The organism is Marinomonas alcarazii, assembly GCF_003208215.1.
Taxonomy (GTDB): Bacteria; Pseudomonadota; Gammaproteobacteria; order Pseudomonadales; family Marinomonadaceae; genus Marinomonas; species Marinomonas alcarazii.
Window position 1 is genome coordinate 124,474 of sequence record NZ_QKLW01000006.1, and the last position, 17,388, is coordinate 141,861.

The window sequence follows — 17,388 nt, forward strand, 5'->3', positions numbered from 1 at the left end:
GATTCGATAAAAGGCGTTTTAAATCACTTAAAACGCAGAGCAGAATAGGCATCAAGCGGAATACTTGAAGGCTGATGATGTATCAGCTCTGCGACCAATTCCGCGGTGCCTGCCGATTGAGTTAAGCCTAAATGACCATGCCCAAATGCATATATCACCCGCTTAGATTGGCTGGAATAGCCGATGACCGGCAGGCTGTCAGGCATAGAAGGCCGAAAGCCCATCCATTGCTTGCCATTTTCAACATTCAGATTCGGTAAAAACTGAGCGGCTTTATTGAGTAAAATTTCGGAACGCTTGAAGTTTGGCGCTAATGATAAGCCACCTAACTCGACAGCCCCTCCAACTCGTACGCCACCGCCCGCCTTGGTGACCACAAAACCATGATTACTAAAAGTGAGGTGGGTTTTTAAATCAAAGGCACCAGCGGGCAAGGTTGTGTTGTACCCTCGCTCAGTATCCAATGGCAAACTGTCTCCAATGGAGTGCGCTAAAGCTTTTGACCAAGCCCCTGCTGCCAGTACTATTTGATTGGCTTCATAGTCCGCTGAATCGCATTTTAAGCTCACCGAATCCTCTTTTAAATCAATGGCATGAACGTCTGCAATAGCGACTTTACCGCCGAGTTTTTCAAACTCATTGGCCAAATGCTCAGTCCATATTTTTGGATCGACGACATTTTTCCATTCTGGGGTAAAAGCGGCATGAGTAAACCTAGGGTGAATACCAGGCTGGACTTTGGCGATCGCCTCTGGCGTTAGTAGGAACTCGTACACCACGCCGTGTTCTTGGCGAGTTTGCCAACCAGCAAGGCTGGCATTAAATTCTGCTTGGCCTTCATAAAGCTGTAGCTGCCCTTCTCGACGAATCATGGCTTCGCCATTAACGGCCTTTATCTGGCGTTCTAACGCGGCTTTTGAAAAGTCCATTAAGCTGGCTTGCGCTGCCAAAGCGGCTTGGTATTTGTCTTTCCAACTCGCGCGCCAGAAACGCAGCATCCAAGGGAGAATTTTGAGTACGTAGGCGGGACGCAAAGACAAAGGGCCGAGCGGATCGATCAACCATTTTGGTGCTTTGCGCATAATGCCTGGTGTTGCCAGTGGAATCACATCGGCAAACGCGAATGCACCTGCATTGCCAGAGGAGGTTTCTGCTGCGACCCCTTTGCTGTCTAACACAAGCACTTGCTTGCCTTGTTGCTGTAGTTTTAGAGCCGTACTTATGCCAATGATGCCTGCTCCAATGACGATGACATCATGTTGGGCGTTCATAGAGACACTCCGTGACGCAGTGGATCCGTAGCGTTTGTCATTATCTTAGCCTCTCTGGTCACAAAGGCTTGCCCTGTGATGGACGGCACGATAGCGCCAGCAGGCGCTTGCGCGGACGTGGATCGCTGGTAACTCAGCGTATAACCGCTGCCGATGGTGCTCTCCTGATAGATTGATTCCCCAGGAGCAAGACGCTGATCCGCCGCCAAACAGGATAAGCGGGCTGAGCTACCAGTGCCACAAGGCGAGCGGTCATACGCATTGTCTGGGCACAAAACAAAATTACGACTGTGCCCTTTGTCTGTCAGGGCTGGACCATAAAAAATAATATGATCAATAATGCCGCCGTTTTCGCCTTCAATGCCATTGGCATAAATGGTTTCTCGTACCTTGATCCCCACTTCGGTCAATGTCCGAATGTTGCTGGGTAATACGGGGGTTGGGCTTTCATCGACAATAAAAAACCAATTACCGCCATAAGCGATATCCCCAGTAACCGTACCAACGCCTTCTACTTCCAGAGTAACGGCTTTTTTGAAGCGATAACTGTCGATGTTTTGCACCGTAACAGTATTGCTGTCGCTCAAAGTAACTTCGACTATCCCCACGGGCGTTTCTATCTTATGGGTGCCTACTCCTATCTTGCCGATGTGAGCGAGGGTCGCCGCAAGACCAATGGTGCCGTGACCGCACATGCCAATTACCGCTGCAGCATCAAAGTAAATCACTCCAGTCACACACTCAGGGTTTGTTGGCTCGACCAACAGTGCGCCAACCATGGCTTCTTGGCCGTAAGGTTCCACCACCAAAGAGCGATAAAAGTCTTTATGTTCTGTGGCAAGGCGTTTGGCGCGTTCAGCCAAAGGGCCAGACCCAAGATCAGGGCCACCTTCGAGTACTACGCGGGTTGGTTCGCCTTCCGTATGGCTATCGACAACAACTATCATTGTGTTACCTGCATTCTGTAATTACTCCACCTTGTTTAGACCAATCGGCAAACCACGCCTTGAACAAGGCATATTGCTGTTCGCAATAATGTCGTTGGGCGTCATTCAACTCGTCCGTTTCATTGAAATGTAAGCGGTATTCCTCTTCCCCATTCAACACCAACAAATATTTGAAGAAAAGCACTAATTCTGGCCCTTCATCAAAGCTGGCTAATACGCTAAAGGCTTCTTCTAATTCTTTTGCTCTTACTCGCGCTTCGGCATTGCCGGCGGCCGCTTTGCGTGACAAATTCGCCAGCAACAGCACCTCTTTTGGTAATGCTGTCCCTATGCCTGTGATCGCACCGACTGCGCCACAATTGACGAAGCCATGGAAAACCGCGGTATCGACGCCAACCATGAGCAAGACACTGTCGTCCTTCGAGGTGATATTCTCCGCGGCATAACGAAGGTCGTCTTCCCCACCAAACTCTTTAAAACCAACCAAATTCGAATGCTCAGCGCGTAAGCTAAAAAACAAATCGGCGCGCGTTGCGAAACCATACACTGGGCTATTGTAAATAATCGCTGGCACATCGGGAGCGGCCGCCAATATCGCTTTGAAATGGTTCTTTTGTGCCGCAATGACGGAGCCGCGAGACAACACACGAGGAATCACCATTAAGCCTGCCGCACCGACTTTTTGAGCGTGAGCGGCCAGTGCCACAGCGGATTTCGTGTTAATCGCCCCTGTACCAACAACGACAGGAATGCCAGCGTTTACTAAACGCTCCACGCCTTCCATCCGTTCTGCATCTGTCAACAAAGGCCAATCGCCCATAGAACCGCAATACACCACCGCCGACATGCCCGCCGCGATCATCTCCTTACCCTTCTTTACCAAGGCATCGAAATCTGGCGTGCGATCCGCCTTACAAGGCGTCATCAACGCCGGCATAATGCCATTGAAAACACTTGCATCTAAAACAGAACTGCTCATAAATCGATACCTTTTCAAAGAAGTTGAAGGATTTTGCTACCCAATAATAAAAATGGATTTTGTATCCAAAATATACCTAGTCTGAAAAGTAGTCAATGAATTATCTGCATAGGTGCGATTTCTACAAAGATTTATACTGTTCTACTTGCTGGCTTTTACAGAAGTGTGTTCTATATGTTTGCCTATAACGTTTAATAAGTTGAAAGAGGTTTGTTTGCCGTATTTAGATCAGTTTATGCTGCAATGGAAAGCGTATTTAATGCAGCAGCTTTCTCTATGTGGGTTGAGTTACGTCGCCTCTGACGCTGGTGGCAGCCTTGATATCAAAGCCAATTCATTGGCGTATTTTGCTTGGTTGAGGACGCATTCTATCGAGCTTGCTGGAATTGATGAGGAGAGGGATAGTGTTGCTTGGGTGATGTTGGAAAAGCAATTAAAAGCTCTGGCGAATAAAGCCGAAAACGGCACATTTGATCTTGTTTCTAAGCTGCACCTTGAAGAAAGCCAAATCCAGATCCATCTCAATTTTAGCTATGATGACGAGCAACATATCGTCTACGTGAGTTGAGTTCCTCTGTGAGGAAATGACGGTGCGTGAACAACCATAGGTTGCTCACGTAAAGCGTTCTGTAATCATTAAGCTTTCTTTGCCTTCTTATTCGGCAAGTCGGTAATCGTCCCTGCGCCAAGCTCGGCCGCTAGGCCAACGGTTTCGTGGAGGCTTGGGTGGGCGTGGATGGTTAAGGCGATGTCTTCCAATGTTGCACCGAACTCGATGGCTAGGGTCAGTTCACCGAGTAATTCCCCTGCATGAGAACCAACGATGCCAGCACCTAAGACGCGTTCTGTTGCTTCATCATAGATAAGTTTAGTCTTACCTTGCGTCACGCCAGAAGCAATCGCTCGCCCGCTTGCTGTCCATGGAAAAACGGCGGTTTTAACAGGGATATCCTGCTTTTTCGCTTCGGTTTCGGTCAAGCCAACCCAAGCCACTTCTGGGAAGGTGTAGGCGATAGACGGAATAGCGAGAGGTAAGAAGTCGACTTTATGACCTGCAACAACTTCGGCGGCGGTATGGCCTTGGTGAGAGGCTTTATGCGCCAGCATCGGGCCATGAGTAACATCGCCAATGGCGTAAATATTGGGTACAGATGTTTGGCACTTATTATTCGTTAATACAAAACCACGCTCGTCCAACGTGACGCCAATCTCTAAAATGCCCGCGGTTTTGCCATTCGGCGAGCGGCCAACGGCAACCAGTACGGCATCGACAGCGAGCTGGCGTTCACCATCTTTGTCCTTCAAGGTAACGTTTAACGCTTCCGGGGTGGCTTCTATATCGGTGACTTGGGTGTTGGTTAAAAAGCTCATACGGTCTTTGTTTACTTGCTCGAAGACACGCACTAGGTCTTTGTCTGCGCCCGTCATGATTTGTTCGCCAAGTTCTGCGACGGTAATTTTCGCGCCAAGTGCTTGGTAAACCGTAGCCATTTCTAAACCGATAATGCCGCCGCCGAGAACTAATAAGTGTTCTGGAATACGTTCGAGCTGTAGGGCACTGGTTGAATCTAAAATTCGCGGGTCGTCATAAGGCACAAATGGCAGTTTAATCGCACGAGAGCCGACAGCAATGATGGCGTTTTTAAAGTCGACTTTTTTCTCTGAACCGTCTTTCGTGACAGTGATGGAGTTAGTGGAGTCAAACTTGCCTTCGCCATGAATAACGGTGACTTTCCTACCTTTAGCCATCATTGTTAGGCCACCTGTTAATGTGTCGACGGTGGATTGTCTGTGATGTCGAATGGCTTCAAGATCGATGGTCGGCTTGGTAAATGTCACGCCATGAGCAGGTTCTTCTGCCATCAGGATTTTTCCCGCCACATGCAATAAGGCTTTTGATGGAATACAGCCAACATTTAGACAAACGCCACCTAAGGTGTCGTGGCGTTCTATCATGGCAACATTTAAGCCCAAGTCTGCAGCTCGAAATGCGGCTGCATAACCGCCAGGACCACTACCCAAAACCACTAGATCGTACATCACGTTACTCTCCTAAATTGTTTAACAAAGCTCAAGCTATATTCTATCTATCACTAGGTAGGTAGAATATAGCTTGAGTATTTAGGCTTGGTCAATAAAATACCTATCACCTGATAGACAACATAATGAAGAGACACAGAATGACCGTTGAGAGGAACGATACCAAAAATAAAATTCTGGACATCGCCGAAGGCTTTATTGTGAAAGGTGGCTATAACGCGTTTAGCTTCCGAGACATTGCTGACGCAGTGGGTATCAAGAGTGCGAGTGTTCACTATCATTATCCGACTAAAGGAGACTTAGTGTCGGCAGTGATGGGACGTTATACCCGTGATTTTTCTGAGTTGTTACCTAATCCAAATGATGACAAGTTTGATCCTAAAATGTTGTTAGATGGCTTTATCAAGGGATTCAAAGATAAGGTGGTAGATCAGCGAGATATGAGTTTATGTACTATGCTGACATCGAATAAAGCCATTTTGCCAGAATCTGTTGGTGCGGAATTAGCGGCATTTTACCAGCTTATTTTGGACTGGCTCTCACAGGTTTTTGTGCGTTTAGATCCTATTAATAAGGATTCAGGGTTGATACTAGCGAGTCAGTTATTGGCTTGTTTGCATGGTGCTTCTATTTTAGTGCAAGGCACGAATCAGTCTGAATTTTTCGATCACGCATTATCTGAATGGCGCAGCCGTTATCTATAAAAACCTACGAGATACTAATTTCAGGCATGGCATGATTGAGGTATCATAAAGCTTTCATATTTTATGCGAAAAGTTTGCTTAATGAGTCCAGTCGAAAAGCATTTGTACAACCCTACTTTTGAGTGGCGATTTCTTCATCCTCGTTTTTGGTTAACGTGGCTTGGTGTATTTTGCTCTCTGTTAGTTGCCTTTTTGCCTCAGCGTTTGCGAGACAGTTTAGCCAGTTGGATTGCGCGTCGATTGCTGCACACAAAAAGCAAAGCGTTAAAAAGGGCACGCATTAACTTAGAGCAATGCTTTCCAGAAAAGTCTCTGGAGGAGCGCGAAGACATATTAAAGAGAAGTTTTCAAACTGCGGCGCAATTTTTCATTGCGTACGGTGAGCTGATTGTCCGCAGTAAACGGTATTGTGAAAACCGCTGTATCATGTCTGGGCAAGAGCATTTGTTCCCTCTTTTGGAAAGTGATCAAAATGTGATTGCGTTAGTCCCGCATTGTTGGGCCATTGATTACGCGGGCGTGATGTTGACGGCAAAAGGTCACAAAACGGTTGCCATGATTCGTACTCAGAAGAACCCAATATTGAATTGGCTGATTCATTTACAACGCATCCGCTATGGGGCGCGTGTATATAGCCGCAGTGCGGGAATCAAACCCTTCATGATGTCGATCAAAGAGGGCTATTTAGGGTATTACTTACCGGATGAAGATTTGGGTGCCCAGCACTCGGTGTTCACGCCTTTTTTTGCATCAAACAAAGCAACCATGAAGGGCTTGGGGAAATTGGCAAAATTAAGTAATGCGAAAGTAGTACCTATGCTACCAGCTTATAACGCCAAAACAGGTCGATACGAATTGTTTATCTCTCCTCCTTTGGAAAACTTTCCAAGTGGCGATGAGACAACGGATGCATTAATCATGAATCAAGCGCTAGAGGCGATGATTGCCAAGCACCCTGAGCAATACATGTGGGTGCTTAACTTGTTGCGAACCCGTCCTGATGGTTCCCGCCTTTATTAGCGATATGCTCACGAAAACAGTCTATTAAGTGATAAACTACGGCCTAAATGATTAGGCCGTTTTTTTATTTATCCTACAATCGACACCACAAGATGGAGCATTTCATGTCAACAAGCTCACCTGCTACGGTAACGAACCTTGATGTACAAGCCGTTAAAGACTATCTCCTGTCTCTTCAAGATCATATTTGCGCGACGTTAGAAAGTATTGAGCCGTCTATGCGCTTCAAAGAAGATGCTTGGGACCGCCCAAATGGTGGTGGCGGACGCACGCGTGTTATCGCGGGTGGTGAGGTGATTGAAAAAGGTGGCGTTAACTTTTCTCATGTCATGGGTGATAACTTACCACCCTCGGCGACGGTTGATCGTCCTGAATTAGCGGGTGGCCGATTTGAAGCCATGGGCGTGTCTTTGGTTATTCATCCTAATAATCCCATGGCTCCGACGTCTCATGCTAATGTGCGTTTGTTCATCGTTTATAAAGACGATATGGCGCCAGTCTGGTGGTTTGGTGGTGGTTTTGATCTGACGCCTTATTATGGCTTTGAAGAAGACTGTATCCATTGGCACCAAGCGTCTCACGATGCAGTTGAGCCATTCGGTGAAGGGTATTATTCGCGCTTTAAAAAATGGTGCGATGAATACTTTTATTTGAAGCACCGTGGCGAACCACGTGGTATCGGTGGTTTGTTCTATGATGATTTTAACGAAGGCAGCTTTGAGCATTGTTTCGGCATGATGCAATCGGTAGGTAACGCTTATACTGAAGCGTATTTACCAATTCTAGAGCGTCGTAAAGACCTACCATTCACCGAACAACAGCGAGACTTTCAATTGCATCGTCGCGGACGTTATGTTGAATTTAACTTAGTGTTTGACCGCGGAACGCATTTTGGCCTGCAAAGTGGTTTAGGCCGCACGGAATCGATTCTGATGTCATTGCCGCCAGAAGTTCGCTGGACCTACGAGTATCAAATAGAGCCAAACAGTGAAGAAGCCAAATTAACCGACTACTACCTAACATCAAAAGATTGGTTGGCTGCGAGCTAACCGCTGCTTACGAATAGAACAACAATGAAGAGGATACATTGTGGATCAATACGCTGTTGTAGGTAACCCAATTGCTCACAGTAAATCGCCAAGCATTCATGCGCATTTTGCAGAGCAAACGAAACAAGAGTTAGTCTATTCGACCTTACTTGGTGACGAGATTGCATTTGAAAATCAAGTCAGAGACTTTTTTGAAAAAGGCGGCAAAGGTTTAAATATTACGGTGCCGTTCAAAGAACGTGCTTATGCCATGTGCGATATTTTAAGCCAACGCGCCAAACAAGCCGGCGCGGTGAATACTTTGCTCATGGGTAAAAATGGCGACCTTTTCGGCGACAATACCGACGGAATTGGCATGGTTAGTGACATTATTAAAAACCACGGGCAAAGTTTAACCGACAAACGCATCCTGATTTTGGGTGCGGGTGGTGCTGTTCGAGGGGTACTTGAGCCTGTTTTGTCAGAAAATCCTGAATCGGTCACCATTGCGAATCGCACCCTTGAAAAAGCACAATCTCTGGCGGATCAATTTGATTGTCTGGCGTCGTCTTTCGAAGCGCTAGAAGGCCCTTTTGATATCATCATCAATGGTACTTCAGCGAGCTTGTCTGGCAGTTTACCGCCATTGAAAGATGAGCTAATAAATGCAGCAACATGGTGTTACGACATGATGTATGGCAAAGAGCGAACGGTGTTTTTACAGTGGGCATACGAGCGTGGTGCCGAAGGAGCCGATGGTCTAGGCATGTTGGTGGGACAAGCCGCAGAAGCTTTCTATTTGTGGCGCCAAGTTCGTCCTGAAACAGCCAGCTTAGTTGAGGCAATGCGCCAACAGATGTAAATCTAGCGGTATGAGCAATAAGCGGAGAAAGGAAAGCAGTATGAAAGCGCAATGGTTCAGTTCGGTTGATCAAATAGGCGAAGCCAAATGGCAAGAGGCTATTGGAGAAACGCGATATCCGTTTGCGCAATTTGCCTTTCATCATGCCTTAGAGCAAAGCAAAAGTATTGGCGACGGTACCGGCTGGTACCCAGAATATTTGCTGGTGATAGACGACGATGACAGCCCGCTGGCCATCGCCCCAACCTATTTGAAAACCCACTCTCAGGGTGAGTTTGTTTTCGACTGGTCATGGGCGGACGCTTACCAACGTTACGGCATGCGCTACTTTCCTAAGCGTATTTGGGCGATTCCCTTCTCACCAGTAACCGGTGTGCGGCTTTTTTCGCACCTTGATCCGAAAGGCGATGATGCCGCATTTTCCCATCTGTACCCAGCGCTTGCCGAACTCATGACAAGTGCCAACCAAGAGCGAGCATTTTCAAGCTGGCATCTGTTATTTGCTAAGCCAGAACACGCGGCTCTATTTGCACCAAATAAAGACCTACTGCACCGAATTTCCTGTCAGTTCCATTGGTTTAACCGCGGTTATAAAGACATGGAAGATTACTTCTCGCACTTCTCCAGCCGTAAGCGTAAAACCGCGCGCAAGGAACGAGAGAAAGTCGCTAAGGAAGGCATTACACTGACTAGAACCATCGGCAGCGACCTAACTACTGCAGACATCGACTTCTTTTATCTGTGCTATCAATCCACTTACGCCAAACGTGGTCAACAAGGCTATTTAACTCGAGAATTTTTTGGTCAACTAGCGGCAAATATGGGCGAGCAAATCCTCTTGGTGCAAGCTTTCAGAGGTGACGAAGCCATCGCTGCGTCTTGGTGTTTCTTTGATGATCATTCTTTGTATGGCCGCTACTGGGGCTGTATGGAAGAAGTTGATTGCCTGCACTTTGAAGCCTGCTACTACCAAGGCATTGAGTTTTGCCTAGAAAAAGGGTTACAGCATTTTGATCCGGGCACTCAAGGGGAACACAAAATCGCCCGCGGCTTCGAACCTGTGTTCAGCCACAGCGTTCACTACATCGCCCACGAAGGTTTCCGTGAAGCCATCGGTAACTTCTGTGAAGAAGAAGCTGAAGCCGTGCGTGAGTATCATCAAGATACCCATGAAATGCTGCCGTTTAAGCAGGAAAGCTGATTACTGCCAATGGCTCGGGAGGAAATTTGCTTAATTTGGAGAATCATTTCTCTGATATAGCACTGCCAAGGACGACACCAGCTCTTCCATTGCTAAACGCAGTTCTGGTGGGTCAATGACTTCTAGTTCGGCACCAAAGCGCAACAGTTCAGCACAGCCATGTGACGATTCGCCCACTGGAAATCTAGCTCGGTGCCAGCCTGAATCATCCATCGGCTCAATCGTCGCCTGTTTCATCACATAAGAAGAACACACGTACTCCATGATTTTAACACCCAACGCGGTTAAACGTACTTCGGCGATAATTGGAAATTGAAGCGCTTCCATACGGCGTAAACTGGCTTGCCAAAACGCGGCTAAATTGAAGTCTTTAGGCCGCTCGAATGTCTCACCCAGTAAGGTCAGCGATTCAATACGAGATACGCGATATGTTCGAACGTCTGTATCGACCTTCGCCATTAAATACCACTGTCCACCTTTTAAAACGATGCCTAGAGGTTGGGTCTGACGTTGTATTTCGCCTTTCCAACTCTGATAGCGCATGGTAATAAGCCGTTGCTCCAATACGGCTGTCATCAATGTTGGCAAGTAGGTGACTTGTTCATCGTCAGAAAACCAATTTGGCGTGTCCAGTAAAAATCGACTTTGTAGGCGTTCTGCTTCGTGCCGAACCGTGTCTGGTAAGGCGGATTTTAGCTTCAGTTGTGCGTCAGCCAGCGTTGCCTCCAATCCCATCTTTTGGGCTGGGCCAGACAACCCGGCCAAAAACAGTGTTTCTGCTTCTTTGGCGGAAAGTCCGTTCAAACGGGTACGGTAGCCTTGCAACAACCGATAGCCACCTTGCACTCCTTGTTCGCTGTAGACGGGTACGCCAATAGCACTAAGCGCCTCGATATCTCGATAAACCGTACGAATAGAGGTTTCACAGGCGTCAGCCAATTCTGCGGCCGTGACCTTCTCGTGGGTTTGCAACATCATTAGTATTTTGAGTATTCGGCTGGCTCGCATGAGGCTCTCCTTTCACTGTTCTTTGTCGTCGAGCTAAGTCATCTTGCCAACTAACAGCACTAAGCGAATGTTTTTTCGTCAGTATAAAGTATAAACCTGACACTAGATGTCAGGTTTAGTCACTAATATAGCTCATGTAACAACCAAAAATGATCTAACAACCTAATGAGGTAACGGATATGAGCGAGATTCAAAGCAACCAAGACACCATCACTCTGTACCATGCTCCACAAACCCGAGGCACTGGCGTTTGGGTATTGCTGGAAGAGTTGGGGATTCCCTATGATATGAAAGTGCTGAATTTCAAAATCGGTGAAAATCAACAACCGGAGTTTCTCGCTATCAACCCTTTGGGGAAATTTCCAACGCTTGTTCATAACGGCACCGTGGTAACGGAACAAGTTGCCTGCTATCTGTATTTAGCCGATTTATTTCCCGAAAAGGGCTTGGCGCCAGCCTTAAATGACCCCAAACGTGGAGCGTATTTACGCTGGATGGCCTACCAAGGTAGCAGTTTTGAGCCAGCTGTGATTGATAAAGCCTTTAATCGTCCTCCCGTTGAGGCTTCACAATCATCTTATGGTAGTTTTGATAAGATGCTAAAAACGCTATTCGATCAGATAGCAAAAGGCCCTTATTTACTGGGAGAAGAGTTTTACGCTGTCGATATTCTTTGGGGATTGAGTTTGAAGTGGTGTCGCATGTTTGGATTAATTACGACGAACCCTGTGGTCGACGCCTATATTGACCGTGTCACCTCTCGTACTACCTTCACAAGCGTGGAGAAACAAGAGCAAGTGTTGTTGCTTGCCCAGTCATAATCAATTGTCTAAATAAAACAGAGCTTGAGTATCACCATATACTCAAGTTTTTTGTTTTTTTAAAAGACGATTTACCAATATGACTGGAAATTACGGTGTCATGTTATGTGCTGAAGTGTTTACATTCAGTGTAGTTAATTCTGTGCAAATCAGCTCTAAAAACGCTTCTTTTGCGCTGTGGTATCCAGTGTTTTTATTCCAAATAAAGTAATTTGCAACAGGGTGTAATTGATCAAAAACATATCCTTTTATCCCGCCTATTTGCTTGAATTGCTCGTAAAGTCCCCTTGGCACCAAAGATACGCCAGCGCCAGCACTTACACATCCTAAAATAGTGCCATAACTCGCAATGCTGGTTATTGGCACCGATACGCTATTCTTTTCTAGCCAGTTTTCAAGCGCTTTTCGATAAGGGCATCCTGTCGGCCACATGTAGATATTTCTGCCAATTAGGCTGGTTGGCGATGTGATGGGCTCAAAAGAAGGCGATGCAATGAGCACCAATTCCTCATGATAAATTTCGATACATTCGATGTTTGGGTTTACAGATTTCACGGCAATGATAGCGCTGTCTAGCTCATGCTTTGCGACGGCTTCTTCTAAGTTTTCCCATGTACTGGTTGAGAATTCTATGTCGACGCTAGGATGCAGCTGATGGTATTTCGATAAAAGCTTAGGTAATCGACTGGTTGCAGACGATTCAATAGCACCAATGCTGAGCTTTCCTGCTGGGGTGCTGTCTCTCGCTATTGCTCTTTTAGACTCCTGAGCCAGCATAAGAATCTTGTTTGTGTACTCCAAAAATAAGTTTCCCGACGGGCTCAGTATTACCCCTCTTCCCTGACGAATGAGTAATGGTTCACCTAGTTCATCCTCTAGATGTTTTATACGGGTGGTGATGTTGGAGGGGACGCAATGAAGTTTTTCTGCAGCCTTTGCGATGCTGCCTAAATCGGCAATGGCTTTGAACATTCGTAATTGTTGAAGTTCCATTCAGATGCTCACTTTAAGTGAATTATAAGTTCAATATAAGTCACTTTTATTCATTTATCGAGTCTCTTAAAGTTCCAAAGTATTGGTAGTAAACATTGGTAACTTATATAAGGAGATTACAATAGACATTATTACGCTTGGCGTATTTTCATTTTTTGGTGGCTTGATCGATGCCGCTGTTGGCGGTGGTGGGTTAATTTTAATACCGGCTTTGCTGCATGCGTTGCCTGAGCAGGCATTATCAACGGTGTTTGGTACCAATAAATTAGCCGTTTGGGCTGGAACTTTATCGTCCATTCACTCTTACATGAAGCGTATCAACATTGTTTGGCGCATTATGATTCCAACCGCTATCTCTGCGTTTGTCTTTGCATATTTAGGCGCTAAATCTATTTCCAAAATACCAGAAGAATTAATGCAGTATTTGGTGTTTTTGTTGTTAATCAGTATGGCTGTTTATACGTTTAGACAAAAAGATCTTGGCCTAAATCACACGGTTCTTGAAGGCAAAAGAATCGAGCTATTCAAAGGAATAATGTTTGGAGGTTTAATTGGGTTTTACGATGGTATGTTTGGTCCAGGAAGCGGAAGCTTTTTAATATTTCTTTTTATTCGAGGCTTTGGCTTTGATTTTTTAAATGCCTCCGCCTCGGCCAAGCTCATTAATCTAGGGACATTTACCTCTGCTTTGTTGTTTTTCATACCCAGTGGAAATGTATTGTGGCAGATAGGTGGAGTCATTGCTGTTTGTAATATTCTTGGCGCATTTGTTGGTGTGTTTCTAGCACTTCGATTTGGCAGCGGCTTCATTCGAGTGTTGTTTTTAATCTTACTGATTTTTTTAATTGGGCGTATGGGGCTTAATCTATTAGGCTCCTCCCCCTTAGCAGGGGGAGGAGCTAGTCTTGCTGTATTAACTCCCTCCCTTTTTGTTTCCTAAGGGGAGGGGTCGGGATGGGTTAACTATCACACCTCTTGATGCGGGCCGAACAACTCGTAGTGAACGCGGTCGGCTTCCACGCCAAGGGTTAGCAATTGCTGTTTCACAAACATCATGAAACCAACAGGTCCGCATAAGTAAAACTCGCCATTTGTCAGCGGTAAGCTGTCTTTTATCGCATCTAGCTGCATCATGCCTTTTGACACGCCTTCTTCTTCATTGTCAGCTTGTTCGTACCAAGTATGAACAGACAAGTTTAGTTGGTTTTTCAGACCGTTTACGTGCTCTTTAAAAGAATGCTGACCTTGGTGAGCGCAAGCGTGTAAATAGCTCACCGGGTGGCTGTACTCTTGCTTTGCGAGCGTGTTTAGCATGGCTTGCATTGGCGTTAAACCTACGCCACCAGAAATCAGCACAACAGGTGTTTGCTTGTCTTGGAAAACAAAGTCACCCGCTGGTGGCATGGCTTCTATCTCATCGCCAATATTTAGGTGATCGTGCAGGTAATTCGACATAACCCCTTTGATATCGCCAGCCCCTTCGCGTTTGACGCTGATACGATAATTTTTACCATTTGGCGCGGTTGATAGAGAGTATTGACGTATCTCATCGAACTCATTGCCTTTTGGATGTAACTTTACACCCAAGTATTGGCCGGGTTGGTAGTCGATCACTGCGCCACCATCGACTGGCTCAAACACAAAGCTGGTGACCAAATCGGATTCGGGCGTTTTGGAGGCAACACGGAAGCGACGAAAATCTTTCCAGCCACCTTGTTGCGCGGCACGCTCTTTATACAGATCGCCTTCGACCTTGATAAAGATATCCGCGAGTTGAGTGTACGCAGCCGCCCAAGCTTCTTCTACGTCTTTGGTGAACGCTTCTGGAGCCAGCTCACGTAAGGTTTCAATAAGGTGGTGACCAACGATATCGTATTGATTTGGTTGGATATTAAAACTGGTGTGCTTATGAGCAATTCGCATCACGGCGCTGGTCAGCACTTCGAGGTTATCGATATGTGTCGCGTAGGCCGCGATGGCATTGAACAAAGCCGCAGGCTGACCACCGGTTCTTTGATGCGTCATGTTGAACACATCTTTTAGTTCTGGGTTATGAGAAAACATGCGTTGATAGAAATGCTCAGTAATCGCGGTCCCTGCAGAAGCAAGAAGTGGGATAGTGGCTTTTACTGTATCTATATGATGTTGAGTTAACATGTTTGTATCCTTTTAAAGGGGTGAATAAAGCGTGTTAACTCTTATATTGCGAAGTGTGTGCCAACTAAAAAATGGCATTGAAAATCAATGGTTTGTATTTTATTCGTTAAATTAAGAGTCAATAAGACTCGCTAATAAAAAAGTCCATATGATATCTTTGAGTCAAATTGACACGAAAACCAATTCGCCTTTTGAGCTGATAACTATGAATCAGGTTTCTAACAACGCTTTACTGAGTTTTGCCCTCGATCTTGCTAGCGCGGTGACGCAGCCGAATCGCTTCGAACAATTGGTTTATGCTGTGCGGGCAACGATCAACTGCGATGCTGTTGTGCTGCTTTCTCACAGCAATGGCGTACTGACACCGCTTGCCCAGCGCGGTTTATCAGAAGACCTGATGGGACGCCGATTTATCATCGATGAACACCCACGTTTGAAAGCGATTAGCAGTGACCATTATCCGGTTCGTTTTCCAACAGACTCACCTCTTCCCGACCCTTACGATGGCATGGTGTTAGGCCATGACGAGAATTTGCCTGTGCATTCCTGCATGGGCGTGCCTTTGTATTTGGAAGGGAAATTAATCGGAGTTGTCACCTTAGACAGTATCCAACCGGGCGTTTTTGATGATATCGACGCGCGTGCGTTAGAAATCATCGGCACCATGGCAGCCATGACACTAAATACCGCCATCTTGATGGAACAATTAGAAAACCAGTCGCAACATGCCCAAAATGTATTGAAGGTAATTGGCGAGCAAAGTAGTGAAATGATCGGCCAAAGCAAAGCGATGCAAGACCTTAAACAGTCGATTAATCTGGTTGCCTCGTCGGATTTTTCTATTCTGATCGAAGGTGAAACGGGCGTAGGCAAAGAGCTGGTGGCAAGAGCGCTGCATGAGCATTCTTCTCGCGCTGAAGCGCCTATGGTTTATGTCAACTGCGCCGCGATTCCGCACCACCTCATCGAAAGTGAGCTGTTTGGCCATGTAAAAGGAGCGTTTACGGGAGCTGACCGAGACCGAGATGGTAAGTTCTTGTTGGCAGACGGCGGAACCTTATTGCTGGATGAAATTGGTGAATTACCGTTGGAAGTGCAAGGAACGTTACTCCGAGCCATTCAGAATCAAGAGATTCAGGCGGTTGGCAAAGATCAAATTCGCAAAGTAAACGTTCGTATTATCGCGGCGACTAATCGACATTTAGAAGCTGAAGTCGCAGAAAATCGCTTTCGTGCGGATTTATTCCATCGCCTCAGCGTCTTCCCGATTCACGTACCGCCATTACGAGAACGACAAGGCGATGTTCCTGTGTTGGCTGGATTCTTCGCTGAGCGTTTCCGACGTAAATTAGGGCTTCAGCAACTGACGTTATCTGCGTCAGCTATCTACATGCTTGAAGCGTATCACTGGCCAGGAAATGTACGTGAATTAGAGCATGTCATTTCCCGTGCGGCGCTCTTTTCTAAGGCCGAAGCTGTTAAGACAGGACAGACAAATGGCATCACTATTATCTCTCCAGCACATTTAACAGGGCTACAAATTGATAACAGCATTCAAGAAAAGATACAGAGCAATGAAACATTACGGCCCATTACAGGCCATCAAGAAACAATAGATTTGCGTTTAGAAACAGAAGCTTACCAACGAAATATGATTCGTAAAGCATTGGAAACGAACGAAGGGAACTGGACTAAAGCTGCTCAACAGCTGTCTATGGACCGCGCCAACCTAGCCCGCTTGGCAAAACGCCTAGGTGTTGTCGTTGCTAAGGAGGTAAGAAGTTAAAACCCCCTCCCAGCCTCCCCCTTAGCAGGGGGAGGAGCAGTACCGCTTTGTTCCCTCCCTTTTCAATACACAAGTAGGGAGGAGCTAAGACTTTTTGTCCCCTCCCCTTATCTTCAAGGGGAGGGTTGGGAGGGGTTGCAAGTTCTTAGCCATGCCTCGCTGCACTTACTTGGCGAATGCGTTCAGCAGGAAATTCGAGTTTAGGCAGCAAATACGCTTTTAATTCGTCTGCGTAACCCAGTTCGTCGAGTGCCGCTGCCATGCAGTTTAGCCACATGGCTTTTTCTTTTTCAGTGACGATTAGGTGGGCATGAGCTTGAGGTAAACTGATGGGGCCATACTTTTTCGAGAACAATTTCTCGCCGCCCATCCAACCGGATAAAAATGACACCAACTTGTCGATGGTCAGTTCGATATCACTTGGATGCATATCAAACAGCGGACGAAACTCTGGCGTGCTCTCCATGATGCGATAGAAGGTTTCGACTAATTTTTGCAAGCCCGGTAATCCGCCGACAGCTTGTAGAGTCGCATCGCCTTCGCCATAAACGGGAGGGTTAGACACCGTCAT

At 46.4% G+C, this 17,388-nt stretch carries 18 protein-coding genes; 9 read left to right on the forward strand and 9 right to left on the reverse strand.

Translation table 11 applies throughout. The annotated features are described in order from the left end of the window. Window positions 1-23: 23 nt before the first annotated feature. The 3 genes from DFP75_RS13015 to DFP75_RS13025 are packed head-to-tail and all read right to left on the reverse strand — an operon-like array spanning window position 24 to window position 3,197. On the reverse strand, window positions 24-1,271 hold the full coding sequence (locus DFP75_RS13015) for an NAD(P)/FAD-dependent oxidoreductase (RefSeq protein WP_110576355.1): 1,248 nt from the start codon (window positions 1,269-1,271) through the stop codon (window positions 24-26). Continuing rightward, the gene (locus tag DFP75_RS13020; RefSeq protein WP_281270076.1) at window positions 1,268-2,218 is read right to left on the reverse strand and encodes a 4-hydroxyproline epimerase; all 951 of its coding nucleotides are present in this window, start codon (window positions 2,216-2,218) and stop codon (window positions 1,268-1,270) included. The genes DFP75_RS13015 and DFP75_RS13020 overlap by 4 nt, the downstream gene beginning before the upstream one ends. Before the next feature lie 4 nt (window positions 2,219-2,222). Beyond that, a complete protein-coding gene (locus DFP75_RS13025; RefSeq protein ID WP_110576357.1) occupies window positions 2,223-3,197 on the reverse strand; it encodes a dihydrodipicolinate synthase family protein in 975 nt (324 codons plus the stop codon). A gap of 214 nt (window positions 3,198-3,411) precedes the next feature. On the opposite strand from DFP75_RS13025, the gene DFP75_RS13030 reads away from it, so the two are divergent. After that, window positions 3,412-3,765 carry a hypothetical protein gene (locus DFP75_RS13030; RefSeq protein WP_110576359.1) on the forward strand — a complete coding sequence of 118 codons (354 nt, stop codon included), beginning with the start codon at window positions 3,412-3,414 and terminating at the stop codon, window positions 3,763-3,765. 68 nt (window positions 3,766-3,833) lie between these two features. Here DFP75_RS13030 and lpdA read toward each other — a convergent pair whose 3' ends face one another. Beyond that, a complete protein-coding gene (lpdA, locus tag DFP75_RS13035; RefSeq protein ID WP_110576361.1) occupies window positions 3,834-5,237 on the reverse strand; it encodes a dihydrolipoyl dehydrogenase in 1,404 nt (467 codons plus the stop codon). A gap of 140 nt (window positions 5,238-5,377) precedes the next feature. Between lpdA and DFP75_RS13040 the strand changes: the two genes are divergently transcribed. From DFP75_RS13040 to DFP75_RS13060, 5 genes are all read left to right on the forward strand, one after another. Next, window positions 5,378-5,941 carry a TetR/AcrR family transcriptional regulator gene (locus tag DFP75_RS13040; protein WP_110576363.1) on the forward strand — a complete coding sequence of 188 codons (564 nt, stop codon included), beginning with the start codon at window positions 5,378-5,380 and terminating at the stop codon, window positions 5,939-5,941. An 81-nt stretch (window positions 5,942-6,022) separates the two neighbouring features. Continuing rightward, window positions 6,023-6,961 (forward strand): lauroyl-Kdo(2)-lipid IV(A) myristoyltransferase, encoded by a 939-nt coding sequence (gene lpxM / locus DFP75_RS13045; RefSeq protein WP_110576365.1) that lies wholly within the window; start codon window positions 6,023-6,025, stop codon window positions 6,959-6,961. A gap of 104 nt (window positions 6,962-7,065) precedes the next feature. Then, window positions 7,066-8,010 carry an oxygen-dependent coproporphyrinogen oxidase gene (hemF, locus tag DFP75_RS13050; RefSeq protein WP_110576367.1) on the forward strand — a complete coding sequence of 315 codons (945 nt, stop codon included), beginning with the start codon at window positions 7,066-7,068 and terminating at the stop codon, window positions 8,008-8,010. A 40-nt stretch (window positions 8,011-8,050) separates the two neighbouring features. After that, the gene (gene aroE / locus DFP75_RS13055) at window positions 8,051-8,851 is read left to right on the forward strand and encodes a shikimate dehydrogenase (protein ID WP_110576369.1); all 801 of its coding nucleotides are present in this window, start codon (window positions 8,051-8,053) and stop codon (window positions 8,849-8,851) included. A 40-nt stretch (window positions 8,852-8,891) separates the two neighbouring features. Then, window positions 8,892-10,052, forward strand: coding sequence for a GNAT family N-acetyltransferase (locus DFP75_RS13060; protein ID WP_110576370.1), 1,161 nt, complete (start codon window positions 8,892-8,894; stop codon window positions 10,050-10,052). Between the two features lie 30 nt (window positions 10,053-10,082). On the opposite strand, the gene DFP75_RS13065 is transcribed toward DFP75_RS13060, so the two are convergent. Continuing rightward, window positions 10,083-11,060: a helix-turn-helix transcriptional regulator gene (locus DFP75_RS13065; protein WP_110576372.1), complete on the reverse strand. Its 978-nt coding sequence runs from the start codon at window positions 11,058-11,060 to the stop codon at window positions 10,083-10,085. A 179-nt stretch (window positions 11,061-11,239) separates the two neighbouring features. On the opposite strand from DFP75_RS13065, the gene DFP75_RS13070 reads away from it, so the two are divergent. Continuing rightward, on the forward strand, window positions 11,240-11,881 hold the full coding sequence (locus tag DFP75_RS13070; protein ID WP_110576374.1) for a glutathione S-transferase family protein: 642 nt from the start codon (window positions 11,240-11,242) through the stop codon (window positions 11,879-11,881). Window positions 11,882-11,971: 90 nt separating this feature from the next. Here the strand turns inward: DFP75_RS13070 and DFP75_RS13075 are convergent, their stop codons facing one another. Together DFP75_RS13075 and DFP75_RS18620 are read right to left on the reverse strand one after the other, a co-directional pair. Beyond that, window positions 11,972-12,874: a LysR family transcriptional regulator gene (locus DFP75_RS13075; RefSeq protein WP_110576376.1), complete on the reverse strand. Its 903-nt coding sequence runs from the start codon at window positions 12,872-12,874 to the stop codon at window positions 11,972-11,974. A gap of 66 nt (window positions 12,875-12,940) precedes the next feature. After that, entirely contained in the window at window positions 12,941-13,171 is a 231-nt protein-coding gene (locus tag DFP75_RS18620) for a hypothetical protein (protein ID WP_245927061.1), read from the reverse strand. On the opposite strand from DFP75_RS18620, the gene DFP75_RS13080 reads away from it, so the two are divergent. Then, the gene (locus tag DFP75_RS13080; protein WP_245927060.1) at window positions 13,077-13,814 is read left to right on the forward strand and encodes a sulfite exporter TauE/SafE family protein; all 738 of its coding nucleotides are present in this window, start codon (window positions 13,077-13,079) and stop codon (window positions 13,812-13,814) included. The genes DFP75_RS18620 and DFP75_RS13080 overlap by 95 nt on opposite strands. A 26-nt stretch (window positions 13,815-13,840) precedes the next feature. On the opposite strand, the gene hmpA is transcribed toward DFP75_RS13080, so the two are convergent. Further along, window positions 13,841-15,031, reverse strand: a complete 1,191-nt coding sequence (gene hmpA, locus DFP75_RS13085) for an NO-inducible flavohemoprotein (RefSeq protein WP_110576378.1) — start codon at window positions 15,029-15,031, stop codon at window positions 13,841-13,843. A gap of 205 nt (window positions 15,032-15,236) precedes the next feature. Between hmpA and norR the strand changes: the two genes are divergently transcribed. Then, window positions 15,237-16,817, forward strand: a complete 1,581-nt coding sequence (gene norR / locus DFP75_RS13090; protein WP_181417030.1) for a nitric oxide reductase transcriptional regulator NorR — start codon at window positions 15,237-15,239, stop codon at window positions 16,815-16,817. Window positions 16,818-16,962: 145 nt separating this feature from the next. On the opposite strand, the gene DFP75_RS13095 is transcribed toward norR, so the two are convergent. Beyond that, on the reverse strand, window positions 16,963-17,388 hold the full coding sequence (locus DFP75_RS13095; RefSeq protein WP_110576383.1) for a group II truncated hemoglobin: 426 nt from the start codon (window positions 17,386-17,388) through the stop codon (window positions 16,963-16,965).

Excerpts from the sequence above, each read along its gene's own strand:
- DFP75_RS13075 (WP_110576376.1), bottom strand. The coding sequence starts at position 12,874 with ATGGAACTTCAACAATTACGAATGTTCAAAGCCATTGCCGATTTAGGC.
- DFP75_RS18620 (WP_245927061.1), bottom strand. The coding sequence starts at position 13,171 with ATGGACGATAAAGTTCCAGCCCAAACGGCTAATTTATTGGTACCAAAC.
- DFP75_RS13020 (WP_281270076.1), bottom strand. The coding sequence starts at position 2,218 with ATGATAGTTGTTGTCGATAGCCATACGGAAGGCGAACCAACCCGCGTA.
- DFP75_RS13095 (WP_110576383.1), bottom strand. The coding sequence starts at position 17,388 with ATGACGGTGTCTAACCCTCCCGTTTATGGCGAAGGCGATGCGACTCTA.
- DFP75_RS13025 (WP_110576357.1), bottom strand. The coding sequence starts at position 3,197 with ATGAGCAGTTCTGTTTTAGATGCAAGTGTTTTCAATGGCATTATGCCG.
- lpdA (WP_110576361.1), bottom strand. The coding sequence starts at position 5,237 with ATGTACGATCTAGTGGTTTTGGGTAGTGGTCCTGGCGGTTATGCAGCC.
- lpxM (WP_110576365.1), top strand. The coding sequence starts at position 6,023 with ATGAGTCCAGTCGAAAAGCATTTGTACAACCCTACTTTTGAGTGGCGA.
- hemF (WP_110576367.1), top strand. The coding sequence starts at position 7,066 with ATGTCAACAAGCTCACCTGCTACGGTAACGAACCTTGATGTACAAGCC.
- DFP75_RS13070 (WP_110576374.1), top strand. The coding sequence starts at position 11,240 with ATGAGCGAGATTCAAAGCAACCAAGACACCATCACTCTGTACCATGCT.
- DFP75_RS13015 (WP_110576355.1), bottom strand. The coding sequence starts at position 1,271 with ATGAACGCCCAACATGATGTCATCGTCATTGGAGCAGGCATCATTGGC.
- DFP75_RS13040 (WP_110576363.1), top strand. The coding sequence starts at position 5,378 with ATGACCGTTGAGAGGAACGATACCAAAAATAAAATTCTGGACATCGCC.
- norR (WP_181417030.1), top strand. The coding sequence starts at position 15,237 with ATGAATCAGGTTTCTAACAACGCTTTACTGAGTTTTGCCCTCGATCTT.
- DFP75_RS13065 (WP_110576372.1), bottom strand. The coding sequence starts at position 11,060 with ATGCGAGCCAGCCGAATACTCAAAATACTAATGATGTTGCAAACCCAC.
- hmpA (WP_110576378.1), bottom strand. The coding sequence starts at position 15,031 with ATGTTAACTCAACATCATATAGATACAGTAAAAGCCACTATCCCACTT.
- DFP75_RS13060 (WP_110576370.1), top strand. The coding sequence starts at position 8,892 with ATGAAAGCGCAATGGTTCAGTTCGGTTGATCAAATAGGCGAAGCCAAA.